This is a genomic window from Massilia sp. UYP34, from assembly GCF_056279385.1.
This window is the reverse complement of record NZ_JBWBRF010000025.1, coordinates 12493-37024: the sequence shown is the minus strand read 5'-3', so window position 1 is coordinate 37024 and position 24532 is coordinate 12493. Positions and strand designations below refer to the sequence as shown.

The window sequence follows — 24532 nt, the reverse complement described above, 5'->3', positions numbered from 1 at the left end:
ACTATGAAATTCCCATGCACCCGATTGGGGGCGGCGGTATCGCTCGCCCTGTTACAAATGAGCGGCGTCCATGCCCAGGAAACGCCGGCGCCGTCCCTGCAGACCGAGGACGGCCTGCAGCTGGAGCGCGTGGTGGTTACCGGCAGCGCCGTCGGCACCTCGAAAATGAAGTCCAGCGTATCGATCAGTACCCTCGATGCCGACACCATCACCCAGACCGTTCCGACCAGCGCCGCCGACGTGCTGCGTTCGGTGCCGGGCGTGCGCTCCGAATCCTCCGGCGGCGAGGGCAATGCCAACATGACGGTGCGCGGCGTGCCGATTTCGGCAGGCGGCGCGCGCTATGTCCAGATCCAGGAAGACGGCTTGCCGGTACTGCAGTCGGGCGACTTCAACTTCATCACCCCGGACGCCTACGTGCGTATCGACGGTTCGCTGTCGCACCTGGAAGTGGTGCGCGGCGGCTCGGCATCGACGCTGGCGACCAATGCCCCGGGCGGCATCATCAATTTCATCGGCAAGACCGGCGAGGAAGAGGGCGGCAGCATCAGCCTCACCTCGGGGCTCGACTACGATGCGAACCGCGTCGACGCCGACATCGGCGGCAGGCTGGGAGCCAGGACGCGTTTCTTCGTGGGCGGCCATTACCGCACCGGCGAAGGCGTGCGCAAGACGGGCGTGACGAGCGAACAGGGCGGCCAACTGCGCGCCAACCTGACCCATGAATTCGACGGAGGCTATGTGCGGGTCTCGTACAAGCACCTCGACGACCGCAGCCCGACGGCGCTGCCGGTACCGGTGCGCGTCACCAACGGCCGCATTTCCACGATCGAAGGCATCGACCCGCGCACCGTCACTTTCTACTCGCCCTACTGGGTGCCGGACGTCGCGCTCGACAGGAACAACAGCCTGGTCGCCCACGACGTCAACGATGGCATGCGCGTGCGCAGCGACGCCTTCGGTCTCGAAGCGGAGCTGGCGCTCGGCCAGGGCTGGACCCTAACCGAACGCCTGCGCAAGTCGCGCAACGAGGGCCGCTTCCTGGGCGTCTTCGCCGCCAACAATGGCACCGTCGGCAACTACACCTTCGCCACCGGCCCGCGCGCCGGGCAGCCCTACGCGGGCCGGGCCTTCTCCGCAGTCGTGTTCAACACCTCTATCGACGACGCCGGTTCGACCATGAGCGACACCAAGCTGGCCAAGGATTTTCAACTGTCCGGCGGCGCCCGCCTGAGCCTGACGGGCGGGCTGTATGCATCGGTCCAGGACCTGGGCCTGACCTGGAACTTCAACGAATACCTGATGCAGGCCAGCGGCGACAAGCCGGCACTGTTGCAAACCGGGAACGCGACGCCCGGACTGGTCGGCCCGGCGTTCGGAGGCTGCTGCTCGCGCGTGGTCGACATGGAATACCGCTACTTGTCGCCCTATGTGAACATCGGTGTCGAAAAGGGCCCGCTGAACGTCGACGCCAGCGTGCGCCACGACCGCCAGAGCGCCCGGGGCAGCGCCAACATCGCCACCGCGGCGCAGCGCTACGAACCGTCGACCGTGCAAGCGGTGGATTACGACCTGAGCCACAATTCGTACTCGCTGGGCGCGAACTACCGCGTGACGAAAGCGCTCGCCGTGTTCGCCCGCGCCAGCGAAGGCGTCGCCTTCAATGCCGACCGCATCCTGTTCGGCAACCCGCTCGACGGCAGCACGCCGGTCAGCATCAACACCGTGCGCCAGCTCGAGGGCGGCGTGAAATGGCGCAATGGCCCGCTGAGCACCTTCATTACGGCCTTCCACGCCAAGACGCGCGAGAGCAACTATGAAGTGACCACCCGGACCACCACCGCCAACAGCTACGAAGCGAAGGGCGTGGAAATCGAGACGGCCTGGCGCCGTGGCGCGTTCCAGCTCAACGGCGGCCTGACGCTGACCGACGCCGAGATCGTCGGCACGGCGCCGGGCGACGAAGCGGTCATCGGCAATACGCCGCGGCGCCAGGCGCGCGCGGTGTACCAGCTGGCCACGAGCTACGAGGTCGGGCCGGCGCTGTTCGGCGCCAGCCTGGTCGGCACCGGCAAGTCGTGGGCCGACGACCAGCAAACGATCCGGATGCCGGCCTACCGGACCGTCAGCGCCTTCGTCAACTATGCCGTCACCCAGCGCGTCATGCTGTCCGTGTCGGCCAATAACCTGTTCGACGAGATCGGCTATACCGAAGTCGAGGGCAGCGGCCATGCCGCGCGCTCGATCAGCGGGCGCTCGGTCAAGGCGACGGTCAAGTATTCCTTCTGATGTATTCCTTCTGATGGCCAGCCGGCGCCCGCATGGGCGCCGGCTTCTTATCCTGCTTCGACGATGACCGATTTTCCTTCGCCAGAACCGCTGCTGGCAGCGCTTCCGGCCGCACGCCGGGACGAAGTGGCGCGCCGCTACGCCGTCCTTGGCCCGCTCCTGTACCGGCGCCTGGCGAGCGTCTACGGGGACCTGGCCGACTTCGACCGCTGGTATGGCGGCCTGCTGGCCGCACTGGGCGCACTGCACGCGGCGCGGCCGGACGAGCTGCTGGCGCTGGATGCGCGCCGCGAGCAGGATCCCGGCTGGCTCACCCGCCAGGACATGCTGGGCTACAGCGCCTATACCGGCCATTTCGCCGGCAACCTGCGCGGTGTGGAGGAACGGATCGGCCACCTGAGCGCGCTCGGCGTGACCTACCTGCACCTGCTGCCGTTCCTGCGCGCGCGCGCCGGCGAGAACGACGGCGGCTTCGCCGTGGCCAGCTTCGACGAGATCGAGCCCGCGCTCGGCACCATGGATGACCTCGAGCACCTGTGCGCGCAACTGCGCCAGTCCGGCATCAGCCTGTGCGCCGACTTCGTGCTGAACCACGTCGCCGACGACCATCCCTGGGCCCGGGAAGCGGCCGCCGGCGACCCGGCCCGGCGCGATTTCTTCCATGTCTTCCCGGATCGCGCGCTGCCCGAGCGCTACGAGGCGACGCTGGCGCAGGTCTTCCCGGAGGCGGCGCCAGGCAACTTCAGTTTCGTGCCGAACCTGGGCTGGGTCTGGACCACCTTCTATCCTTTCCAGTGGGACCTGAACTATGCCAACCCGCTGGTGCTGACGGAGATCGTGGGCGCGCTGCTGCGCCTGGCCAACCGCGGCGTCGAGGCCTTCCGGCTCGATTCCACGGCCTTCCTGTGGAAGCGCGAAGGCACCGGCTGCATGAACCAGCCCGAGGTGCACGCCCTGCTGCAGGCATTGCGCGCGATGGTCGCGATCGTGGCGCCCGGTGTCCTGCTCAAGGCCGAGGCCATCGTGCCCACGCGCGAGCTGCCGGCCTACCTCGGCGCGCCGGACGCGCCCGAATGCCACCTGGCCTACCACAGCACCCTGATGGCCGCCAGCTGGGCCGCGCTGGCCGAGCAGGACGCGGGCCTGCTGCGCAGCGTCATCGAAGGCACGCCCGCGCTGCCCGCGGGGGCTTCCTGGCTGACCTATGTGCGCTGCCACGACGACATCGGCTGGAAGATCCTGGCCGACGAGGCCGGGTCGACCGACCGGCTGGCAGCGATCGCGGACTTCTTCCATGGCGCACCCGGCAGCTTCGCGGCCGGGGTGCCGTTCCAGGCGGGATCGAAGGCGGCAGTGCATGCCACCAATGGCATGGCCGCCGCGCTTGCCGGGTTCGATACGGCGCAGGGCCCGGTCGCGCGCGAACTGGCGCTGCGCCGCCTGCTGCTGGTCTACGGCGTGGCGCTGGTCTTCGGCGGCATGCCGCTGGTGTACATGGGCGACGAGTTGGGCATGGGCAACGATCACGCTTACCGGGACGACCCCGAGCGCGCCCACGATACGCGCTGGGTACAGCGTCCCCGGCTCGATGCCGGCATCCTGGCGCGCCGCGACGAGCCCGATGCCTGGGCCGGACAGGCATTCGCGGCATTGTGCGCGCTGTCTGCGGAGCGCCGCCGCACTCCGGCGCTGGCGGCGTCGGCGCCACGTGCGCTGCTCGACGCCGGCGACCCCGCGGTGCTGGCCCTGGCCCGCGGCGAACGCTTTCTCGGCCTGTTCAATTTTTCCGGACGCAGCGTGGAGGCGGCGCCGCCGGCCGGCCTGGACTGGCCGGAGCGGGTCGTGCTGGAACCGTGGGGCATGCGCTGGCTGCAGCGCTAGCCCTGCGCCGACCAACAAAGCATCCATAAAACAGAAAACATATCTATGAGACAGGATAGCCAAAACGTCGCCGTATTCGGCGAAGCATTGGTCGATGAATTCGCGGACGGCCCGGTGGTTGGCGGCGCACCGTTCAACGTCGCGCGCCACCTGGCGGCCTTCGGCGCTTCGCCCCAGCTGTTCACGCGGATTGGCCAGGACGCCAACGGCGCGCTGGTGCGCGCGCAGTTCGGGCGCTTCGGTCTGCGCGAAGACGGGTTGCAGATCGATCCGGCCCGGCCCACCGGCCGGGTGGTGGTCGAGCAGCACGGCGGCGAGCACCGTTTCGTGATCCTTCCCGACCAGGCCTGGGACTACATCGCGGCGCCGGCCCTGCTGCATGCGCTCGGCCATGCCACGCCCGCCCTGGTGTATTTCGGCACCCTGGCCCAGCGCGCACCGGCATCGGGCGCGGCGCTGGCCGGGCTGCTGGAAGCGACCGCCGCACCGCGCGCACCGCGTTTCCTCGACGTCAACCTGCGCGCCGATCAGGTGGGAGACGATTGCGTGCTGGCCTCGTTGCGCCAGGCGACTATCGCCAAGCTCAATGAAGAAGAATTGCAGCGGGTGCATGCGATGCTGAGCGACGTTCCTCCCCTGGGTGAGGACATCTTCGGCGCGGCGGCCGCCGCCGCTTGCGCCGGCCTGATCGCGGCGTTTGGCCTGCGCGGCCTGGTGGTCACGCTCGGCGAACGCGGGGCATTGTGGTTCGGCGCCGACGGCACGCGCCTGCATGCGGCGGCGGCGCCGGTCGACGCCCTGTGCGACACGGTCGGCGCGGGCGACGCGTTTTCCGCCGTGTTCGTCCTGGGAAGCGTGCTCGAGTGGCCGATGCAGACGATACTGGACCGGGCCGTGGCGTTTGCCGGCGCCATCTGCGAGGTACGCGGCGCCGTGCCGTCCGACCCTTCCTTCCATGCACCCTGGCGTGCGCGGTGGTTTGCCAGCCCTACCTGAAAGAGGACGCGATGCAACATCAACCCCATATGTCGTTCTGGCAGATCGTGAACATGAACGTCGGCTTTTTCGGCATCCAGTTCAGCTTCGGTCTCCAGCAGAGCAACATGAGTCCGATCTACAAGTACCTCGGGGCGGACGAAGCGACGCTGCCCCTGCTGTGGCTGGCGGGGCCCGTCACCGGGCTGATCGTGCAGCCGATCGTCGGCGCCATGAGCGACCGCACCGTCACCCGCTGGGGCCGGCGCACCCCGTATTTCCTGATCGGCGCGATCTTTTGCAGCCTGGGCCTGCTGTTCATGCCCTTCAGCCCGACCTTGTGGATGGCGGCCAGCCTCCTGTGGATCCTCGACGCCGCCAACAATGTGACGATGGAGCCGTACCGCGCCTTCGTCAGCGACAAGCTGGCGCCACCCCAGCATTCGCTTGGCTTCCTGACCCAGAGCGCGTTCACCGGCCTGGGACAGACACTGGCCTATCTGACGCCATCGCTGCTGGTCTTCTTCGGCATGGACCGGGACGCCACCAACGACAGCAACATCCCGCAAGTCGTGGTGGCGGCGTTCATGATCGGGGCCGTGGTGTCGATCACGAGCGTGCTGTGGTCGCTCAAGACCACTCCCGAGCTGCCGCTCGCGCCGGAGCAGGTGGAACGCTTGCGCGCGCACCGCATCGGCATCAAGACCGTGGCGGCCGATATCTGGCAGGCCCTGCGCGAGATGCCGCCCACGATGCGCCAGCTGGTGGTGGTCAATCTGTTCCAGTGGTATGCACTGTTCTGCTATTGGCAGTACATCATGCTGTCGCTGTCGACCACGCTGTTCGGCACCACCGATCCGGCGAGCGCGGGTTTCCGCGAGGCCGGCCTGCTGAACGGCCAGATCGGCGCCTTCTATAACTTCGTCGCCTTCCTTGCCGCTTTCGCGCTGGTGCCGTTCACCCGCCGCTTCGGCGCCAAGCACATGCACTGTTTCTGCCTGGCGGTCGCCGGCGCGAGCATGCTGTCGATCCCGCTGATTCGCGAGAGCGCAATGCTATTCATCCCGATGGTGGGGATCGGCCTGGCATGGGCCAGCATCATGGGCAATCCGTATGTCATGCTGGCCGGCTGCATCCCGCCGGATCGGACCGGTGTCTACATGGGCATCTTCAACATGTTCATCGTGATTCCGATGATCATCCAGATCTTCACGCTGCCGCTGTTCTACCGCAGCGCCCTGGGCGGCAATCCGGAAAACGTGATCCGCCTGGCAGGGGCCCTGATGCTGTGCGCGGCGGTGGCGGTGTTGTGGGTGAAGATCCGGCCCGCGCAGCCGGTCCCCGGGGCCGACGGCGCAGGCAAGGGCAGCGCACTGCGCCCGTCATGAGAACCGGGCCGGGAGCCCCCGGCCCCGGCGCGTAATGGCAGTCATCCGGAATGCAGGGTGACCCTGCCTTCGAACGCGCTCATCAAGGACTGAACTTCCTCAGGCAGGTCTGCGCCGTCGTTGGCGACAAGGCGGCGCCAGCAATGCCTGGCATGCTTTCACGACCAAAGCGCGTCGTGGAAAGCGCGTGCGGCTCAGCCGCCATCCGGTCGAACGAGCGACCACACCGTCACGTGTCGTCGGTCGCTGCCGCCTAATCCAGATCATCAGACTAGCGTCGACCTGGGACTTCGCAGAAATATCGTCCTGTCTGTTCTGGTGCACGTGCTGGTGCGCTCTGGCGCAGCAATGCACCCGAATGGCGCATTCGTGCCATCAAGTAAGCGGTGTTTCCACTGTTCAATATTGGCACGCATTGTGCTTACCTGATGGGCACCACATGGACACCGCACCGCGCGGTACCGTGGGTGAACTTACATGCATATGCCTTTCGCCTCGCGTGAGCGCATATAAATTCCATATCGGCAACCCTTTCATGCCGCAGCTCGCTTGCCATCGGGCCACCAGAAGGCCCCACGATCTCGAGCACTTCCTCTTCCGTCGACAAATGAACCTCAAAGACTTCCGCATCGCTACCCGCCTCGGTATGGCTTTTATCGCCATGCTGCTCCTGAACTTCGCCCTGATGGCGGTAGCCGTGATGCGCCTGCAGGAGGTAGGTGTCGCCACGGCCGAGATGGAGGAGGCCAAGCACAAGGCCGACCTTGCCGCGCTCTGGTATTCGGGTAACCTGATCAACGATGCGATGACCGAGGCCCGGTTGCGCGCCGACGATGCGCAGGACACGAAGCTGGTCGACGACAAGATGAAAGCCAGGAGCGCCGACATCACCCGGATCAAGGACCAGCTGACCGCGACCGTCATGGGCGACGAAGGCAAGCGCATTGTCGAGCAAATCGCCGCCGCCCGCACTGTCTACATGGACGTGCGCAATCAGGTGTTCGCCCTGCGCGACAGCGGCCAGAGCATGCAGCAGGTGAGCGAGCTCATCGAGCAAAAAATGCGGCCGACGCTGGTCTCCTACGACGCCACGGTCGCCAGCCTCGCCGCGCACCAGCAGCGCCTGTTCGACGAGACCAAGGACAGGGTCGACCAGACCGTGGCCTCGAGCCGGACGATCCTGGTCGCCGTCGGCAGTGCGGCGCTGGTGCTCGGCGCCTTGCTCGCGTACCTCCTGAGCCGCAGCATTACCGTTCCCCTGCGCAAGGCGGTCGAGGTGGCGCGCTCGGTGGCCGCGGGCGACCTGTCGCGCAAGGACGAGGTGTACTCGCGCGACGAAACCGGCCAGCTGATGGACGCGCTCTCGAGCATGACCGACAACCTCAACCGGATCGTGGCCGGCGTTCGCGCCGGCACCGACACCATCGCCACCGGATCTGCCGAGATCGCGGCAGGCAACCAGGACCTGTCCGCGCGCACCGAGCAGCAGGCCGGCGCGCTGGAAGAGACCGCCTCGTCGATGGAAGAACTGACCAGCACCGTGCAACAGAACGCTGAAAACGCGCACCAGGGCAACGAGCTGGCCGCGCGCGCGTCCAAGATCGCGATCGAGGGCGGCAGCGTGGTCTCGCAGGTGGTGGAAACCATGGGCGCGATCAACGATTCGGCGCACAAGATCGAAGACATCATCTCCGTCATCGACGGCATTGCCTTCCAGACCAACATCCTGGCCCTGAATGCGGCGGTCGAGGCTGCGCGCGCCGGCGAGCAGGGCCGTGGTTTCGCGGTGGTGGCGTCCGAGGTGCGCAGCCTTGCGCAGCGTTCGGCGGCGGCGGCCAAAGAGATCAAGACCCTGATCGACGATTCGGTGGAGAAGGTGAACGTCGGCAACCGCCTCGTGACCCAGGCCGGCGCGACCATCCAGGAGGTGGTGGGGAGCGTCCAGCGCGTGAGCGGCATCATGTCGCAAATCGCGTCCGCCTCGAAAGAGCAAAGCGACGGCATCGAGCAGGTGAACCAGGCCATCGGCCAGATGGACCGGGTGACGCAGCAGAATGCGGCGCTGGTCGAGGAGGCGGCTGCCGCGGCCGCGTCGATGCGCGAACAAGCGGCCAGCCTGGCCGAAGCAGTGAGCATCTTCAAGATCGACGGCCCGGCCGCGCCGGCGCTGGCGGCCCCGGTCCGGCCGCAGCTGGAGCGGGCGCAACGGCCGCAAGGCAAGCCGGTACGCCCGGTGCCTGCCATGGCGGGTGGAGACCGCTGAGAACGATTCTGATCAGGAGCATCCGGGCGCGAGCCGGGCATGCGCCGGATGGACCGGGGGAGCCCGTGCCATGCCGGGCACTGGCTTTGTCGGGCAAAAAGCCCAAAGCTCCGGCTGGGGCTTTGGGATTTGACTGTTCGACCATTAATTACAAAAATATATGCCTGTGATGCCAGTTAACACGATTTTCCGAAAACGGGATTCTGATTAACTATCCGATGGCGTGCGATCTGTACAGCAGAGGAAAATTACGAATTAAGTAAATTGTCGAGGTCAACATGCGAGAACGGCAGTGTCGGTGAGGCGAGTTGACGAAGGATGGTCAAATGCACATCCAGGTTGAGCTTGGTGAGGTTTTCTAGACGCATCTTCCCGCCGAGCACGAGTGCAGGTTCGAAGCCATATAATTCGTCCGGCTCAAGTGGACCTAGTTTAGCCAAAGCGCGTTCAAAAAGTGGCTGCCCCGATTCATCCTTAAGGTCGCAGTGATCGGGTGACTTATTGCTGAAGAACACTCGTGCATCGAAATCCGGATCGTCCATTTCTTGCTTTAGGTTACTGCTAAACGCAATTATTGAGTTAATACTACATGCGACAGTTACGCTATCGCCCGTTTTCTCTCCCCACAGGTACAGGCACCCAAATGCGGTTCGAGCAATTGCATGAAAGCTATCAAGTTGCTCAAGTGGCGTGTCAGCAAGCCATTCATCTACTAGATCTTCATAGTCATCCGGATTAACTGTCCAGAACAAGCCGTTTGCATAGCCGCACCAACCTTCTGCCTGCCAATACTTTAATAATTGGTCCGGAAGCTTACCGCGCCATTTCTGGATAGCTTCCATTGGAACATCCGTCCGGCTGGTCGCTTCGCCAAACTCGTCTATAAAAAGTTCGAAGTCTTCGTCTCTCATCTCAGTCCCCTGCCGCGGCACGGCTCCAGTTTAACATTCATTTTTTGGTCTACTCTACCGCCTTCGATTGCCCTGTTTGCTTCCCGATCCATTCCGGAAATCCTATCGCTTTGATTCCAGCCACCGCCTATCGACGAGTTCACGTCTGCACGTCCCATCCCCGTGGAATTTGGGTGCATCCACCCGCCGGCCACCATGTCTGGATCGTGCAATGCCGCCAATTTGCTCATCACGTCTTTAGCACGAGCAGCAGCTTCTTGTTTTGCCTTTAGCGCTCCCATGCCCCCCTTTTGCAGACTTTTCTTGATATTTCCTGCAACTCTCTCTTCGAATAATTTACGCGCTGATTCCTGTGCCGAAGCCGCAGCTGGATTGCGATTCATCGCTCCAAATGCATCCCTTGCCGCTTTGTATTCGGTAACAGTCAGGCTATTGATTGCATCCTCTTGGCGTTTGAGTTGCGCGGCCATCTCCTTCAAATAGGCTTTCTGATCGGCTTTGCTCATCTGCATGAACTTCTTCTTGTCGAACGGATGGAAGCAGGGCACTTTATGCGCGCGCGCCTTGACCGTCACCTCTTTTTTCGGCTTCTTTGTGCCCGAAGCTGCTTCCCGCGCCTTCTCCGCTGCCTCTTGCGCTTCCCTGGCTTCCCTGGCTGCCTTGGCCTCTTTCGCAATCCTGGCCGTCTCTTCCGCTTTCCTGGCCGCCTGTAGCACTTCTTCCGCTTCGTGCGCCCCCTTGACGACCCGCGCTGCTGTTCCCGTTCCTTTCGCCATTCCGACTGCGCCCTTGGCGACCTTGCCGACGGTCGTGACCACCTTGCCGCCGGGGATCATGCTTGCCAATGCAAGGCCTGCCTCGACCGCCTCGCCTTCAGCCGCGTAGATGGCCGCATCCACCGCGCCTGTCACGACCGATAAGCCTGGAACGAAACTGGCCACGCCCAGCAAACCATGCACCCACGGGCTAGCCTTCTGCCACATGGTTTGTTCGGCTTCGGTTTCCGGCATGAGCGGCGGATTGGCGCCGCCGCCGTCCGGATCGATGTGCGTTGTCGAGGGCTTCGCCTGTTCGAGAATCACACCTTTGGTGGTCATGCTCAGCTCGCCAGATTCATGTCGCACTCGTCGCCATGCCGCACGACGTATTTTTTCTCCACCCGCACGGATTTGGCGCTGGCTGTCGCACGCACCTTGCCTCTGTTGACGCCGGACTTCATGCCGCCGCCCGTTCCGGCCTCGTTGCCGGTCACGGTGGCGACAACGCTGTCGTTGAGCAGGAAGACGGGATCGCCATTGAAACGGACCGACTTCGCTACTTCCACGCTGTTGCTCAGGTCCGCAACGATGGGGTAGGGAACCGGGACCATGTTCGGCCCCATCGGCGTCTTGCACACGTCAGGGAGCAGGCTGACGGCCAGGAAGATACTGTTCTTGCGGGCAGCAGTCGGCATGGATTCCTCTTAGACGGTTGGCGGCGATTCCTGGCTGGGCACGACTGTCAGGCGCGGGGGCGATGGGGGCTTGACGTCCTGCCCCCGAGCGCGCAGCGCCGCGACGTCGGCATGGGTCAGCATGCGTGCCTCGAGCACCCGCACACTGGGGGCGGTGGCGACTGTGGCGCGCCAGACGCACACGACGGATATCCTCTTTTCCGGGTCGCTGGCGTCCGGGGCTGCATCGATGATGAGCGTGTCGAGCTTCGCCGCCAGTTCGCCGATTCGTCCATCCTGGAACCGCACCAGCACAAACGGCAAATGCCCCGGCAGGGAGAAAGACAGGCAGGTATTGCCGGAGGCGTCGCGCTTGGTTGCCGCGCCCTCGGGGCACAGGTTGAACAGCGAGATTTGCTCGTCGCCGCCCAAGTGGGGTGTCACTTGCTGATCGACGGGCGCGCCATTCCAGTACCCAAAATCGAAGTCGGCGGGCAAATTCGGGTGACGTTCATCCTGCCATTGCTGGTCATAGGTCCCTGCCAGCCCTAAGCGCGGTCGCCAGCCGCGTCCAACGACGCCAAAGCCCTGCGGCGTGTATTGCTTGCCGAAGCGCCCTATGGGCTGGCTGGGCGCCTCTATCTGCGGCGCCGGCACGCATGCGAGCCTGGCCGCGTGCAGATACCAGCGCTCGGCGAAGCCACGACCAACCGGATTTTGTTCGTACACGCTGTGGGCGATTGCTTCATGCAAATCGCCCGCGCCGGCGTTGCCGGGTTGCGGCACGCGACCGGGCAAGCGATATTTTTTGTCCACCCGACTGGCCGCCTGCTCGGTGGCGAGAATCTTGTTTTCGCCGCCATAGGCGTATTCGTAGCGCAGGGGGAGGGTGGTGACAGGTATCGGCGCTGTCAGCTTCCAGCGCGGCAGCGTAAACAGGCTCAGCGCCCGCGTCACCGTGGGGCGTTTGCGCCATTCGCGCCCGCCTCTGATCAGCAGGACTTTGCGCAACACGAGAGGGCCTTCCAGCGCATGTGCCGTCAACCGGGCACACTCTTCCCGCCACTCGGCCATGCGTTCGGGTGAGGCGCGATACGTCGGATTAAGGCCGTGCGGCTCGGGCGGCAAATCCGGCGCGGTCGGCGCACTGTTGATCTTGAGGGCGACGCCGAACAGTTTGCTGGGTTTGCCCTGCGGGGCGCAGGCGTCGGCGATGACGATCACGTCCGTGTGCGGTTTGTAGGGCGCCAGGTCGGACTCTTGCCTGACGCTGGACTGGTTTGCTTCGCCGTGGAATTCGTCGGTCATCGCCAACGGCGTCTGTACGGGGGCCAGGGTGAGCTTGCCGTCGTCCCCTACCTCGAAAGTCAGGCGCATGACCACGCTGTGGAAGCGCTGGTCGTGCTGGTCCAGGCTATCGAACGCTATCGCGGGAAAAGGCGTAAGGTTGCGAAATTCCATGCGCGGGGGCCGGTCAGTTGACGTCCACGTCGTTGCCGGAAATTTGCACCGGTCCGCTGGTCTCGATGCCGATTTGCGAACCGTTGATGAATACCTTGCCGTCCGCCGTCATTTTCAGTCGCGCCAGGCCGACGGTGATCGACAGCTCTTCGCCCGCCGTGATCGATACCGCCTTGCCGACCTTGGTGATCTGGCTGATACCGACCACGGTGGCCATGATCGTTCCGACGTTGAGGTTGTAGGCAAGGCCGACGTTCTCCATGCGGCCCAGGCCAACGTTCTGCATGTAAGCCATGCCGACCGTCTCCGTCTTCATGCGGGCAACGTGGGTGGACCAGTTCCTGCCGATGTCGTCCTTGCGGTTCCTGCCGATCGTCTTGACGCGGTTGCCACCGATGCCGATGGTTTCGTTCTTGTCGACCTGCTCGGTGCGGTCGTTGTGGACGGTAATGGTCTCGTCGTGGTCGACGGTTTCCTTGCGGTCGTGCTTGATATGCGAGGTCTCGTCGCGGTCGATGGTCTTGCGGCGGTCGTTGCCGACCCATTTATCTTCGTCGTGCTCGACCTCGGTAAGCTGGTCGCGTTCGGCATGCAGCCACAGTTGTTCCTGGCCCTGCTTGTCCTCGAAGCGCAGCGCGTTGGCATTGCCGTATGTGCCCTTCGGTGTCGAGCGGGACAGGATGCCGCTCTGGGTCTTGTTTGCGGGAAGATCCCACGGCGGCATGTTGTGCGCGTTCGGCACCATGCCGGTGACGAATCCACGATCGGGATTCCCGTCAAGGAACTGCACGATGACTTCGGCGCCGATGCGCGGGATCGATGTCATGCCGAAGTTGGGACCGGCCCACGCCGTCGCCACGCGCAGCCATGCCGAACTGCGTTCGTCCAGCTCTCCTGCGCGGTCCCAATGGAACTGGACTTTGACACGCCCATACTCATCGGTGTGGATTTCCTCGCCCGGGGGGCCGACCACGATCGCCGTCTGCAGGCCGTACATTTTCGGCTCGACGCTGTTGAAGCCCCGGCCGGGGCGCCATGGGATGGACTTGCGGATGCAGGACAGGCGGTTCTCGTAATGCGGTGGACTGGCGTCGTTCACGTGGTAATTGTTGCTGGCGCTGTGGTGCACCTCGATGATCAGAAATTCCTGGCCCTGGTTACTGCCGCCGTAGAAGTGGCCGGTGAGGCGGAACCAGCGCCCGGGAACCACGTTGCGGTTGGTGCTTGCGCCCTCGAATAGTTCTCCTGCGTGCTCGATCTCTTCGATGCGCAGCGTCGCCCGGCGTTCGCCGTCGCGACTATCCTTGAACCCATAGGCGCCCGCATATTCGTAGACCTCCTTGCGCAGCACCTTGCCCTGCTCGATGATCGTCGGCCTCTCGACGTTGACCGGCCTGGGCGACTTGAAATTGAAGGAGGACAGCGCCGTGCTGGCGGACACGATGCGACGGGTCGCCGACCACTCGCCAATGCCGTTATCCTCATATGAGCCGCAATCGCGCTGGAACGCGATTTCCGTGCCGTCTATCGGTTCCGCGCAAGTCGAATCGTCACTCAGGATGAGCGTGTGGCCCTTTGCCGTATGGTCGTAGGTGTAGTGCCAGCCTGCCGCCTCCCAGCGTCTGCTCAGGTAGTTGTAATCGGATTCGTTGAACTGGCAGGCATCGGTCATCGCCGGATCGTCGCCGTGGCGGCGAAATTCCCATTCCGGATGCGCGAGGTAGTCGCGGAAGATGCTGGTCGTTTGCTCGTACAGGGTGGCGTTATGGAATAGAAAGCAGTCCTTGCGCAGAGAAAGGTATTTCAGCCACGGCCCGAGCCTGGCTTCGTAGAACGCGACACCGCCATCTGTCCTGACAAGGCGAAAACTGAAGACGTAGCCGGTGAAATAGCGCAAGGCGCCGTCGTGGCGCACCAATTCCACGCACAGCAACTTGCCCTGCATGTCTTTCAGGTCGAGCAAGGCGTTGTCCGACAGCAGCTCGACAGCAAATTCGAAATCGCGCGACAGCCCCTCGGTGGCATCGAGTTTGTTGACCAGCAGCTCGGATGTTGGCGCGTCATCAAAGGGGAACGCCAGACGCAGGATACGGGCGGTCTGGCGTTCTTGGAGGATTTCTTTCAGGCTACAAGGGAAGTTGCCCATGCGGTTTTCCTGTGCTCACTGCGAATTGATCGCCGTACAAACGGTAGAGACTTGTCATATCCCCGTTGCTGAGCTTACCTTGGAGAGGGCGGTGTTTTATTGTGTAGTGTCAGTAGCTTAGGACTGCCGCAAGCGCCCAGTCGTCCATGCAGGAATGCGGACGTCTGGAGGGCGCCTGGACGAGATGGTCGCTCGTTTCGGTGGTTTATTCGGAGGGGCGCGTGCGCATTCTGCGCACCGGACAGGACAATAGTGCCGCAGAAACGAAAAACGCCCACTTGCATGAGTGGGCGTTTCGTGAGGCATGTTCTTGGTGGCCCGGGGCGGAATCGAACCACCGACACAAGGATTTTCAATCCTCTGCTCTACCAACTGAGCTACCAGGCCAAGAGAGGCATGATTATAGCCAGCGATTTTCAGTTGCGCAAGTGCTTGTTGATGCATTGTCAGCATGTAGCGCTGGCGCGCCCCCCCGGCCCACCCTGCGTGCGGGATGGGCATATCGCTATAATGAGCACTATGACCACGCCCACGACCTCCACCACCCGGACCGATGTTTGCATCGTCGGCAATGGCGCCATCGCCAAGACCACCGCGCTCGGCTTTGCCCAGGCCGGACACAGCGTGACCCTGTTGGCGCCGCCCGCGCGTCCCGGGGCCGAGGCGCAGGGCGGCTCGACGGCCTCGGCCGCGGACCGTCCATGGGACGTGCGCGTCTATGCGCTCAACCATACGGCCCACGACCTGCTGGCTTCGCTCAAGGTCTGGGGCGCCCTCGACCTGGCGCGCGTCGCCGCGGTCGATGCCATGGACGTGCATGGCGACGGCGAGGGCGGCGGCAAACTCGGTTTCGACGCCTTCGGGGCCCGGGTCGGCACCCTGGCCTGGATCGTCGAAGACCATAACCTGAACGGGGCGCTCGATGCCGCGCTCAAGTTCTCCCACAACGTGCAACGCGTCGAGGGCCGGGCCTGCGAGCTCACCTGCAGCGGCGAAGGCGCCGCGCTGCGCCTGGAAGACGGCCGCCGGATCGAGTGCGAGCTGCTGGTTGGGGCCGACGGCCGCGAATCCTGGGTCCGTGGGCAGTGCGACATCGGCGTCGACTACCGCATGTACCACCAGCGCGCCATCGTCACCAACTTCGCCTGCGACAAGCCGCACCATGGCGTGGCCCATCAGTGGTTCACCTGCGCCGACGGCATCATCGCGTTGCTGCCGCTGCCGGGCAACCGCGTCTCGCTGGTGTGGTCGGCGCCCGAGACCCTGGCCGACACCCTGATGGACGAGTCGCTGGGCGAACTGGCGATCCGGCTCGGCGAATATGCCGACGACAAGCTGGGCGCCCTGCGTCCCCTGCAACCCGAGGCCGTGGCGGCGGTGCCGCTGGCGCTGGTCAAGCCGCATGCGATCGTGGCGCCGCACGTGGCGCTGGTGGGCGACGCCGCCCACGCCGTGCATCCGCTGGCCGGGCATGGCATGAACCTGGGCTTCGGCGACGTGGTCGACCTGCTCGCCACCGTGCGCGAGCGCGAGGAGCGGCGCGCGATCGGCGACGAACGGGTGCTGGCGCGCTACGCCCGCAAGCGCAAGGAAGACGTGCTCATGATGCAGCTGGCCACCGATGGCCTGGAGCGTCTGTTCGGGGCAAATCTGGAGCCCGTGCGCGTCGTGCGCAATCTTGGACTCAACTTGCTTGATAAAATGCCTGCTTTGAAGCGGCGCCTGATGGCGCATGCGATGGGCAAGTCATCAATCTGAGGAACCAAGCATGATCAAAATGAAGCTCGCCGTCCTGCTGGCGACGGCGCTGCTCGCATCGTGCGTCGATGCGCAGAACACGGTCGAGGCAAACATCAAGAAGGCGCTCGAACCGCATCTGGGCGGCGCCAAGATCGAGTCGGTCAAGGAAACGCCGTATGGCGGCCTGTACGAGGTGCGGGTCGCGGGCGACATCCTGTACACCGACAAAAAGGGCGAGTTCCTCGTGATCGGCCAGGTATATGACGTCAAGAGTTCGCGCAACCTGACGCGCGAACGCATCGACGAGGTCAACAAGATCAAGTTCAGCGACCTGCCGCTCGAGATGGCGCTCAAGCAGGTCAAGGGCAACGGCAAGCGCGTGATCGCGGTGTTCGAGGATCCGAACTGCGGCTACTGCAAGCGCCTGCGCCAGACGACGCTCAACGAGATCGATAACGTCACCATCTATACCTTCATGTACAACATCCTGTCCCAGGATTCGTTCACAAAGTCGAAGAACATCTGGTGCGCGCCGAACCGCAACAAGGCCTGGGATGACTGGATGATCAACGGCAAGGTGCCGCCGGCGACGCCGGCTGCCTGCGAATCGCCGAACGACAAGGTGCTGGCGCTCGGCCAGAAGCTGCGCATCACCGGCACGCCGGCGATCTTCTTCAGCGACGGCACCCGCATTCCGGGTGCGATCGACCTGAAGTCGCTCGAAGCCAAGCTCGATTCGCTGGAAGCGAAGCCGGCGCGGTAGGGTCGGCGGGTATCCCGCCGACGCGGTGATGGTTGGCGGCGAAATCATCCGGCTCGACATCGAAGCGGATGACAATCGCCGCGTCGGCAGCAACGCTGCCAACCCTACCTTGGGGGCCATGCATGCTCACATTGAACATCAACGGAAGAGACCTGCAAGTCGACGCCGACCCCGCCACGCCCGTGCTGTGGGCGTTGCGCGACAATCTGAACCTGACCGGCACCAAGTTCGGCTGCGGCGCGGCCCTGTGCGGCGCCTGCACCGTGCACCTGGACGGCGCCCCGATCCGCGCCTGCGTCACCCCGATCGGGGCGGTCGCGGGCCAGGCCATCACCACCATCGAGGCGATGCAGGACGATCCGGTCGGCAGGGCGGTCCAGGATGCCTGGGTGCGCCACGACGTGCCGCAATGCGGCTACTGCCAGAGCGGCCAGGTGATGAGCGCCGTCGCGCTGCTGCGCGCCAACCGGCGTCCGCTGGATGCCGACATCGACAACGCCATGAGCGGCAATCTGTGCCGCTGCGGCACCTATCAGCGGATCCGCGCGGCCATCAAGGACGCCGCCGCGGCACTGGAGGCATGAAACCATGGCGCTGACCGGCATCCTGCTGGCCGCGGGGCGGGGCCGCCGCTTCGACCCGGCCGGCAAGAACAACAAGCTGTTGCAGCGCCTGCCCGGCGGCGAGCTGGTGGTCGCCGCCAGCGCGCGCACGCTGCTGGCCGTGTTCGCGCGCGTGGTGGCGGTGGTGCCGCCGGATGACGGCGGGGTGGGGGACGTGCTGCGCCAACTGGGCTGCGAGGTGACGGTATGCCCGCAGGCCGACGGCGGCATGGGCCTGTCGCTGGCGCACGCGATCCGCCATTGCCTGCATGCTCGATCGGATGCTCAGTTGGGTGCTCAATCGGGCGACCAGGCGCGCGGCGAAGGCTGGCTGGTAGCGCTGGGCGACATGCCCTTCGTCGCCCCATCCACCCTGCGTGCGCTGGAGGCCGCGGTCAAGGAGGGCGCCGCCATCGCCGCGCCCCTGTTCGCGGGCCGGCGCGGCAATCCGGTCGCCTTCGGCGCGCAGCACCGCGACGACCTGCTGGCGCTGGACGGCGACCAGGGCGCGCGGCGCCTGCTTGCCAGCAGCCCGGTCGCCGCGATCGAGGTGCCTGATCCCGGCGTCCTGCGCGACATCGATTCCCCCTCCGATCTGCCGGCCTAGCCGGCGCGCCGCCATCCACCCTGCATGGCGGGCGTTTCGCCCGATGGATTACACTATGCCCATTCGGCGCGTCCCGAGAGACCATTCAAGAAGATCATGAAAAAGCCATCGCAGAAAAAGCAGCACGCCATCCACTACACCATCGTTCCCAAGGACCTGGCCGGTCACCTCTTCAACGTCACCGTCACGGTCGCCAATCCCGATCCCGACGGCCAGACGTTCGCGCTGCCGGCCTGGATCCCGGGCAGCTACATGATCCGCGAATTCGCGCGCAATATCGTGCGCATCCGCGCCGACAGCGGCGGCCAGGAGGTCGCGCTCATCAAGCTGGACAAACACTCCTGGCGCGCCGCCCCCAGCGCCGGCCCCCTGACCCTGCACTACGAGGTGTATGCCTGGGACCTGTCGGTGCGCGCCGCCCACCTCGACCAGACCCACGGCTTCTTCAACGGCACCAGCGTGTTCCTGCGCGTGGTGGGGCAGGAGTCGCTGGTCCACCAGGTCGACATCCAGCGCCCCTTCGATCCGGCCGCCAAGACCTGGCGCGTGGCCACAGCGATGCCAGAGGCGGGCGCCAGGCGCTACGGCTTCGGCACTTACGCCTGCGCCGACTACGACGAACTGATCGACCATCCGGTCGAGATGGGCGACTTCGAGCTGGCCACCTTCAAGGCCCATGGCATCCCGCACGACATCGTGATCACCGGCCGCGTGCCCAACCTCGACATGGCGCGCCTGCAGGCCGACTTGAAGGCGATCTGCGAGACCCAGATCGCCTTCTTCGAGCCGAAGACGAAGCGCGCGCCGCTCGAGCGCTACGTGTTCATGACCATGGCCGTGGGCGATGGCTATGGCGGCCTCGAACACCGCGCCTCGACCGCCCTGATCTGCGCGCGCGCCGACCTGCCAAGCCTGGCCACGCCCAAGGCGGCCGAGCCGGGCGAAGGCTATCTGCGCTTCCTGGGCCTGTGCAGCCACGAGTATTTCCACACCTGGAACGTCAAGCGCATCAAGCCGGCCGCCTTCGCTCCCTACGACCTGCAGGCCGAGAACTATACGCCGCTCCTGTGGCTGTTCGAAGGCTTCACCAGCTATTACGACGACCTGATGCTGGTGCGCGCCGGGATCATCGGCGAAGCCACTTATTTCAAGTTGCTGGCCAAGACCATCGGCGGCGTGCTGCGCGGCAGCGGGCGCCTCAAGCAGAGCGTGGCCGATTCGAGCTTCGACGCCTGGAGCAAGTACTACCGCCAGGACGAGAATTCGCCGAACGCGATCATCAGCTACTACACCAAGGGGTCGCTGATCGCGCTGGCCTTCGACCTGACCATCCGCGCCAGGACCGGCGGCGCGAAATCGCTGGACGACGTCATGCTGGCGCTGTGGGAGCGCTATGGACGCGACTTCTACCACGGCGCCGGCCGCGGCGTGACGGAACAGGAAGTCGAAGCGCTGTTCGACGAGATAAGCGGCCTCAAGCTCAAGAACATGTTCGAGCGCTACGTGCGCGGCCTTGACGACCTGCCGCTGGCCAAGCTGTTCGCGCCGCTGGGCGTGAAGCTGGTCGACGAGCGCAAGGGCGGCAGGGCCACGCTGGACGCCGGCATCGGTCGCGACCCGCTCGGCGCCAGGCTCACCCAGGTGCACGAGGGCGGCGCCGCCCACCAGGCCGGCCTGTCGGCGCTGGACGTCGTGATCGCGATCGACGGCCTGCGCGTCAACGGCAATCCGCCCAACGTCGACGCGCTGCTGGCGCGCTACCGCGTGGGCGAGCGCGTCACCGTGCACGCCTTCCGCCGCGACGAGCTGATGGCCTTCGACGTCACCCTGCAGGGCGACCGCGTGCCGGGCATCAGCCTGGCGCCGGCCGTGGCGGGCCGCAAGTCGACCGCGATCAAGCGCCCCAGCGCAGTCTGATTTTCACGCATTGACCATAACGACAAGCATCCCATGACCTTCACCCGACTCGCCGCGGCCGCCGCGGTTTCCGCCGCCCTTGCACTGTCCGCAAACTTCGCCTACGCCCAGCAGGCCGCGCCCCTCAAGAACGACGTCGTCGCCAGGGTCGACGCCATGTATCCGTGGCTCGACGCTGTCTATAAAGACCTGCATGCCCATCCCGAGATCGCCTTCCAGGAAGTGCGCACCGCCGGCAAGCTGGCGACCGAGATGCGCAAGCTCGGCTTCACCGTCACCGAGAAGGTCGGCAAGACCGGCATCGTCGCGGTGCTCAAGAACGGGGCCGGCCCGACGGTCCTGGTGCGCACCGACATGGACGGCCTGCCGATGGAAGAGCGCACCGGCCTGCCGTACGCCAGCCGCGCCCGCGCCACCAGCGAAGGCCGCGACACCTTCGTGATGCACAGCTGCGGCCACGACGTCCACATGGCCAGCTGGCTGGGCACGGCGCGTACCCTGGTCGAACTGAAATCGCAGTGGAAAGGCACGCTGGTCTTCATCGGCCAGCCGGCCGAGGAAATCGTCGCCGGCGCCAAGGCCATGCTGGACGACGGCCTGTTCAAGCGCTTCCCGAAGCCGGACTACGCATTCGCCCTGCATTCCTGGCCGCTGGCGCATGGCACGGTGGGCTTCAACGACGGCCCGGTGTCGTCCAACTCGGACTGGCTCGAGATCACCTTCAAGGGCCGTGGCGGCCACGGCTCGGCGCCGGACAAGACCATCGACCCGGTGGCGATCGCGGCGCGCTTCGTGGTCGACGTCCAGACCGTGGTCAGCCGCGAGAAGGATCCGAAGGAATTCGGCGTGGTGACGGTCGGTTCGATCCAGGGCGGCACGGTCGGCAACATCATCCCGGACAGCGTGCAGGTGCGCGGCACCATCCGCTCGTACAGCCCGCTGGTGCGCGCCAAGCTGCTCGAAGGGGTGCGCCGCGTGGCCGAAGGGTCGGCGGCGATGGCCGGGGCGCCGAAGCCGGACATGCTGATCGGCGGCGGCGGCCAGGCGATCGTCAACAGCACCGAGCTGGTGAACAAGACCGAGGTGGTGTTCCAGGAAGCGTTCGGGCGCGACAAGGCCAAGCGCATGCCGGCCATGACCGCCAGCGAAGACTTCTCGCTGTACGCCAACGAAGGCGTGCCGTCGATGTTCTTCTTCACCGGCGTCTACGATCCGAAGGTGGTGGCCGAGGCCGAGCGCGAGGGCGGCAAGCCGATCGCCTTCAACCACTCGCCGTTCTACGCGCCGGTGCCGGAACCGTCGATCAAGACCGGCGCCCAGGCGATGACCCTGGCCGTGCTGAACGTGCTCGGTAAATAAGGCGTAGGGTCGGCGGCTGTGCCGCCGACGCGGTGATTGTTAACGCTGATAATGTCGCGCCAAATGATTTGGCAGCCAACTAGCGCCGCGTCGGCGGCTCAGCCGCCGACCCTACCAGGCAGTCGGCGCAGCGGCCGTACAGGGTCAGCTCGTGACTTTCGACGCTGAAGCCCTTCGGCGCCATGTGCTCGATGTCGCCCGGGCAGGCGTGCACGTCGAACACGCGCTGGCAGACGGTGCACTGGAAGTGGTGGTGATGGTGTTCGGCGGCGCTGGTCGATTCGTAGCGCGCGCCTTCGCCCGGCAAAGTGACGACCTTGAGCGCGCCGTCGTCCACCAGCGACTTCAGGTTGCGGTACACGGTCGCCATGCCCAGCTGGCTGACCTCGCGGCTGGCTTCGTCCAGGATCTCTTGCGGCGACAGCGGACGCTGCGCATGCTCGATCGCATGCAGGATGGCGGATTTTTGACGTGTGTTGCGTTGCATAGGCGGAAGGATACCTCAAAGCGTGCAGTAAAACCAAAACGCGCCAAAAAGCGGTTGAATGCTTAATGATAATGGCTTATCATTTCATTGCTAATGATAACGGATTATCGTTATCGGACTCATCGTCATCTTGCCGCTCCATTTATTTCGAGGAAACACCATGTCCGACTTCACTTGCAAGCGCACACCGCTGACCCTGGCGCTGATGCTGGCCTTTGGCGCGCCCCTGGCCGTCCATGCCCAGACGACGAGCCGGGCGGCGTCGGATCCGGACAGCGTGCCGACCGTGGTCGTCTCCGCCAGCGCCCTGGGCGTGGTGCACGACGACATGATCACGCCGGTGACCTCGCTCGGCGGCAGTGAACTGGTGCGCGCCCGCGAATCGACGCTGGGCGAAACCCTGGCCCACCAGCCCGGCATCACCTCGAGCCACTTCGGCGCCGGCGCCAGCCGTCCGGTGATCCGCGGCATGGACGGTCCGCGCGTGAAGATCCTGTCCGACGGTTCCGAGATCCAGGACGCCTCGACCATCAGCCCCGACCATGCTGTCGCTTTTGAACCTGTGCTGGCCGAGCGCATCGAAGTGCTGCGCGGCCCGTCGGCCCTGGCCTATGGCGGCGGCGCGGTGGGCGGCGTGGTGAACATCCTCGACCGCAAGATTCCGACCGTGATGCCCGAGAAGGGCCTGGAAGGCAGCGCGGAAGTGCGCGCCAATTCCGCGGCGCGCGAAAAGACCGGCGCCTTCGAATTCACGACCGCCGCCGGCAGCAACCTGGCCCTGCACCTGGAAGGCGTCAAGCGCGACACCGACGATTACCGCGTCGGCAAGGACTGGAGCGAAGGCCGCCACGTCCAGGGCAGCTACAAGGAAACCGAGACCGGCACCGTCGGCCTGTCGTGGATCGGCAAGAACGGCTACATCGGCGCCGCCTTCACCAAGGAGCGCACCGAGTACGGCATCCCGGGGCACAGCGAAGAATTCGGAGACTGCCACCCGCACGACGGCCACCTGGACTGCGGCGGCCATGGTCATGAAGAAGAAGGCCTCGACCATGAAGAGGAAGGCCACGAGCATGAGCACGCGCACGGCGTGCCGATCGTGAAGCTCGACAGCGAGCGCTGGGACATCCGCGGCGAGTACCGCAACCCGGTGGCCGGCATCGAGCGCGTGCGCATGCGCGCATCGATCACCGACTACGTCCACGACGAGCTGGAAGAGAACGTCGTCTCGACGTCGTTCCGCAGCAAGGGGCACGACGTCCGCCTGGAAGCGGTGCATGCGCCGCTGGCCGGCTGGCGCGGCGTATTCGGCGTGCAGACCACGCGCCGCGACTTCGCGGCCATCGGCGACGAAGCCTATGTGCCGCCGACCCTCACCAAGAAGCATGCCGCTTTCCTGACCGAGGAATACAAGCTCGAACACTGGCGCTTCGAGGCCGGCCTGCGCCACGAATGGCAGGATATCGAGGTCGATGCGCCGGGCCTGCGGGACACCGACGCGCGCGGCACCTCGGCCTCGGTCGGCGCCGTGTGGAGGTTCGCGCCGCAGTACTCGCTGCGCGCTTCGCTGTCGCGCAGCCACCGCCTGCCGACCGCCGAAGAACTGTATGCCGACGGCGTGCACCTGGCCACCGCCACCTATGAAGTCGGCAACCAGGACCTGGACAAGGAAACCTCGAACAACATCGACCTCACCCTGCGCAAGTTCGAGGGCGACACCACCTTCTCGGTCAGCGCCTTCCACAACCGCGTCGACAACTACATCTATGCGCACACGCTGGACAACCACGAAGGCTTCCAGCTGGTGGAATACGCCCAGCGCGACGCCACCTTCACCGGCCTGGAAGGCGAGATCCGCCGGAAGCTGACCCCAACGATCAGCGCGACCCTGTTCGGCGACTACGTGCGCGCCCGTTTCGACGAGGGCGCGGGCAGCCGCAACCTGCCGCGCATCCCGGCCTCGCGCCTCGGCGTCAAGCTCGACGGCGACTGGAACCAGTGGCACGGCATGGTCGAGTTCTACCGCGTGGGCAAGCAGGACAAGCTGGCCGAGTACGAGACCGAGACCGCCGGCTACAATATGCTCAACATCGGCGCCCACTACTCGACCCGCATTGGCGGCGTGCCGACCCAGTTCTATGCGCGCCTGAACAACCTGACCGACGAACTGGCCTATAGCCACACCTCGTTCATCAAGAACGCGGCGCCGCTGACCGGTCGTAACTTGACGGCGGGCATTCGCGTCATCTTCTAAGACCGGGTTTCGACGATCATCGGCCGTCGCAGGGCAATGTGGTCCTGCGCCTGTAAT

Annotated in this window: 18 protein-coding genes and 1 tRNA gene; 12 read left to right on the top strand and 7 right to left on the bottom strand. The window is 65.1% G+C overall.

The features are described from left to right. The first annotated feature begins 3 nt into the window (after nt 1-3). From ACZ9AQ_RS22330 to ACZ9AQ_RS22310, 5 genes are all read left to right on the top strand, one after another. Nucleotides 4-2289, top strand: a complete 2286-nt coding sequence (locus ACZ9AQ_RS22330) for a TonB-dependent siderophore receptor (RefSeq protein WP_429206866.1) — start codon at nt 4-6, stop codon at nt 2287-2289. A 63-nt stretch (nt 2290-2352) separates the two neighbouring features. Continuing rightward, nucleotides 2353-4170 carry an alpha-amylase family glycosyl hydrolase gene (locus ACZ9AQ_RS22325; RefSeq protein ID WP_429206865.1) on the top strand — a complete coding sequence of 606 codons (1818 nt, stop codon included), beginning with the start codon at nt 2353-2355 and terminating at the stop codon, nt 4168-4170. 45 nt (nt 4171-4215) lie between these two features. Continuing rightward, complete coding sequence (locus ACZ9AQ_RS22320) at nt 4216-5166, top strand: PfkB family carbohydrate kinase (RefSeq protein ID WP_429206864.1); 951 nt, start codon at nt 4216-4218, stop codon at nt 5164-5166. A gap of 11 nt (nt 5167-5177) precedes the next feature. Beyond that, nucleotides 5178-6533, top strand: a complete 1356-nt coding sequence (locus tag ACZ9AQ_RS22315; RefSeq protein ID WP_429206863.1) for an MFS transporter — start codon at nt 5178-5180, stop codon at nt 6531-6533. A gap of 607 nt (nt 6534-7140) precedes the next feature. Further along, complete coding sequence (locus tag ACZ9AQ_RS22310; protein ID WP_429206862.1) at nt 7141-8796, top strand: methyl-accepting chemotaxis protein; 1656 nt, start codon at nt 7141-7143, stop codon at nt 8794-8796. A gap of 248 nt (nt 8797-9044) precedes the next feature. Here ACZ9AQ_RS22310 and ACZ9AQ_RS22305 read toward each other — a convergent pair whose 3' ends face one another. The 6 genes from ACZ9AQ_RS22305 to ACZ9AQ_RS22280 all read right to left on the bottom strand — a co-directional run bounded on the left by ACZ9AQ_RS22305 (nt 9045) and on the right by ACZ9AQ_RS22280 (nt 15133). Further along, on the bottom strand, nt 9045-9707 hold the full coding sequence (locus ACZ9AQ_RS22305) for a GAD-like domain-containing protein (RefSeq protein ID WP_429206861.1): 663 nt from the start codon (nt 9705-9707) through the stop codon (nt 9045-9047). Beyond that, a complete protein-coding gene (locus ACZ9AQ_RS22300; protein ID WP_429206860.1) occupies nt 9704-10804 on the bottom strand; it encodes a polymorphic toxin type 15 domain-containing protein in 1101 nt (366 codons plus the stop codon). The genes ACZ9AQ_RS22305 and ACZ9AQ_RS22300 overlap by 4 nt, the downstream gene beginning before the upstream one ends. A 2-nt stretch (nt 10805-10806) precedes the next feature. Continuing rightward, on the bottom strand, nt 10807-11160 hold the full coding sequence (locus ACZ9AQ_RS22295) for a DUF4150 domain-containing protein (protein ID WP_429206859.1): 354 nt from the start codon (nt 11158-11160) through the stop codon (nt 10807-10809). Between the two features lie 9 nt (nt 11161-11169). Continuing rightward, nucleotides 11170-12600: a DUF2169 family type VI secretion system accessory protein gene (locus ACZ9AQ_RS22290; RefSeq protein ID WP_429206858.1), complete on the bottom strand. Its 1431-nt coding sequence runs from the start codon at nt 12598-12600 to the stop codon at nt 11170-11172. A 13-nt stretch (nt 12601-12613) separates the two neighbouring features. Beyond that, nucleotides 12614-14746 carry a type VI secretion system Vgr family protein gene (locus ACZ9AQ_RS22285; protein WP_429206857.1) on the bottom strand — a complete coding sequence of 711 codons (2133 nt, stop codon included), beginning with the start codon at nt 14744-14746 and terminating at the stop codon, nt 12614-12616. Between the two features lie 311 nt (nt 14747-15057). Further along, nucleotides 15058-15133, bottom strand: a tRNA-Phe gene (locus ACZ9AQ_RS22280). 132 nt (nt 15134-15265) lie between these two features. Between ACZ9AQ_RS22280 and ACZ9AQ_RS22275 the strand changes: the two genes are divergently transcribed. From ACZ9AQ_RS22275 to ACZ9AQ_RS22250, 6 genes are all read left to right on the top strand, one after another. Continuing rightward, nucleotides 15266-16504, top strand: a complete 1239-nt coding sequence (locus tag ACZ9AQ_RS22275) for an FAD-dependent monooxygenase (protein ID WP_429206856.1) — start codon at nt 15266-15268, stop codon at nt 16502-16504. A gap of 10 nt (nt 16505-16514) precedes the next feature. Then, nucleotides 16515-17249, top strand: a complete 735-nt coding sequence (locus tag ACZ9AQ_RS22270) for a DsbC family protein (RefSeq protein WP_429206855.1) — start codon at nt 16515-16517, stop codon at nt 17247-17249. A 122-nt stretch (nt 17250-17371) separates the two neighbouring features. Continuing rightward, the gene (locus ACZ9AQ_RS22265) at nt 17372-17833 is read left to right on the top strand and encodes a (2Fe-2S)-binding protein (RefSeq protein WP_429206854.1); all 462 of its coding nucleotides are present in this window, start codon (nt 17372-17374) and stop codon (nt 17831-17833) included. 4 nt (nt 17834-17837) lie between these two features. After that, nucleotides 17838-18458, top strand: coding sequence for a nucleotidyltransferase family protein (locus ACZ9AQ_RS22260; protein ID WP_429206853.1), 621 nt, complete (start codon nt 17838-17840; stop codon nt 18456-18458). Between the two features lie 96 nt (nt 18459-18554). Continuing rightward, nucleotides 18555-20375: a M61 family metallopeptidase gene (locus ACZ9AQ_RS22255; protein ID WP_429206852.1), complete on the top strand. Its 1821-nt coding sequence runs from the start codon at nt 18555-18557 to the stop codon at nt 20373-20375. Between the two features lie 33 nt (nt 20376-20408). After that, nucleotides 20409-21734, top strand: a complete 1326-nt coding sequence (locus ACZ9AQ_RS22250) for an amidohydrolase (protein ID WP_429206851.1) — start codon at nt 20409-20411, stop codon at nt 21732-21734. Nucleotides 21735-21813: 79 nt separating this feature from the next. Here the strand turns inward: ACZ9AQ_RS22250 and ACZ9AQ_RS22245 are convergent, their stop codons facing one another. Next, nucleotides 21814-22221, bottom strand: coding sequence for a Fur family transcriptional regulator (locus tag ACZ9AQ_RS22245; RefSeq protein WP_429206850.1), 408 nt, complete (start codon nt 22219-22221; stop codon nt 21814-21816). 160 nt (nt 22222-22381) lie between these two features. Here ACZ9AQ_RS22245 and ACZ9AQ_RS22240 point away from each other — a divergent pair, with 160 nt between their 5' ends. After that, a complete protein-coding gene (locus ACZ9AQ_RS22240) occupies nt 22382-24475 on the top strand; it encodes a TonB-dependent receptor domain-containing protein (RefSeq protein WP_429206849.1) in 2094 nt (697 codons plus the stop codon). Nucleotides 24476-24532: the final 57 nt, after the last annotated feature.

Coding starts and splice junctions, on each gene's coding strand:
- ACZ9AQ_RS22330 (WP_429206866.1), top strand. CDS start 4: ATGAAATTCCCATGCACCCGATTGGGGGCGGCGGTATCGCTCGCCCTG.
- ACZ9AQ_RS22325 (WP_429206865.1), top strand. CDS start 2,353: ATGACCGATTTTCCTTCGCCAGAACCGCTGCTGGCAGCGCTTCCGGCC.
- ACZ9AQ_RS22320 (WP_429206864.1), top strand. CDS start 4,216: ATGAGACAGGATAGCCAAAACGTCGCCGTATTCGGCGAAGCATTGGTC.
- ACZ9AQ_RS22315 (WP_429206863.1), top strand. CDS start 5,178: ATGCAACATCAACCCCATATGTCGTTCTGGCAGATCGTGAACATGAAC.
- ACZ9AQ_RS22310 (WP_429206862.1), top strand. CDS start 7,141: ATGAACCTCAAAGACTTCCGCATCGCTACCCGCCTCGGTATGGCTTTT.
- ACZ9AQ_RS22305 (WP_429206861.1), bottom strand. CDS start 9,707: ATGAGAGACGAAGACTTCGAACTTTTTATAGACGAGTTTGGCGAAGCG.
- ACZ9AQ_RS22300 (WP_429206860.1), bottom strand. CDS start 10,804: ATGACCACCAAAGGTGTGATTCTCGAACAGGCGAAGCCCTCGACAACG.
- ACZ9AQ_RS22295 (WP_429206859.1), bottom strand. CDS start 11,160: ATGCCGACTGCTGCCCGCAAGAACAGTATCTTCCTGGCCGTCAGCCTG.
- ACZ9AQ_RS22290 (WP_429206858.1), bottom strand. CDS start 12,600: ATGGAATTTCGCAACCTTACGCCTTTTCCCGCGATAGCGTTCGATAGC.
- ACZ9AQ_RS22285 (WP_429206857.1), bottom strand. CDS start 14,746: ATGGGCAACTTCCCTTGTAGCCTGAAAGAAATCCTCCAAGAACGCCAG.
- ACZ9AQ_RS22275 (WP_429206856.1), top strand. CDS start 15,266: ATGACCACGCCCACGACCTCCACCACCCGGACCGATGTTTGCATCGTC.
- ACZ9AQ_RS22270 (WP_429206855.1), top strand. CDS start 16,515: ATGATCAAAATGAAGCTCGCCGTCCTGCTGGCGACGGCGCTGCTCGCA.
- ACZ9AQ_RS22265 (WP_429206854.1), top strand. CDS start 17,372: ATGCTCACATTGAACATCAACGGAAGAGACCTGCAAGTCGACGCCGAC.
- ACZ9AQ_RS22260 (WP_429206853.1), top strand. CDS start 17,838: ATGGCGCTGACCGGCATCCTGCTGGCCGCGGGGCGGGGCCGCCGCTTC.
- ACZ9AQ_RS22255 (WP_429206852.1), top strand. CDS start 18,555: ATGAAAAAGCCATCGCAGAAAAAGCAGCACGCCATCCACTACACCATC.
- ACZ9AQ_RS22250 (WP_429206851.1), top strand. CDS start 20,409: ATGACCTTCACCCGACTCGCCGCGGCCGCCGCGGTTTCCGCCGCCCTT.
- ACZ9AQ_RS22245 (WP_429206850.1), bottom strand. CDS start 22,221: ATGCAACGCAACACACGTCAAAAATCCGCCATCCTGCATGCGATCGAG.
- ACZ9AQ_RS22240 (WP_429206849.1), top strand. CDS start 22,382: ATGTCCGACTTCACTTGCAAGCGCACACCGCTGACCCTGGCGCTGATG.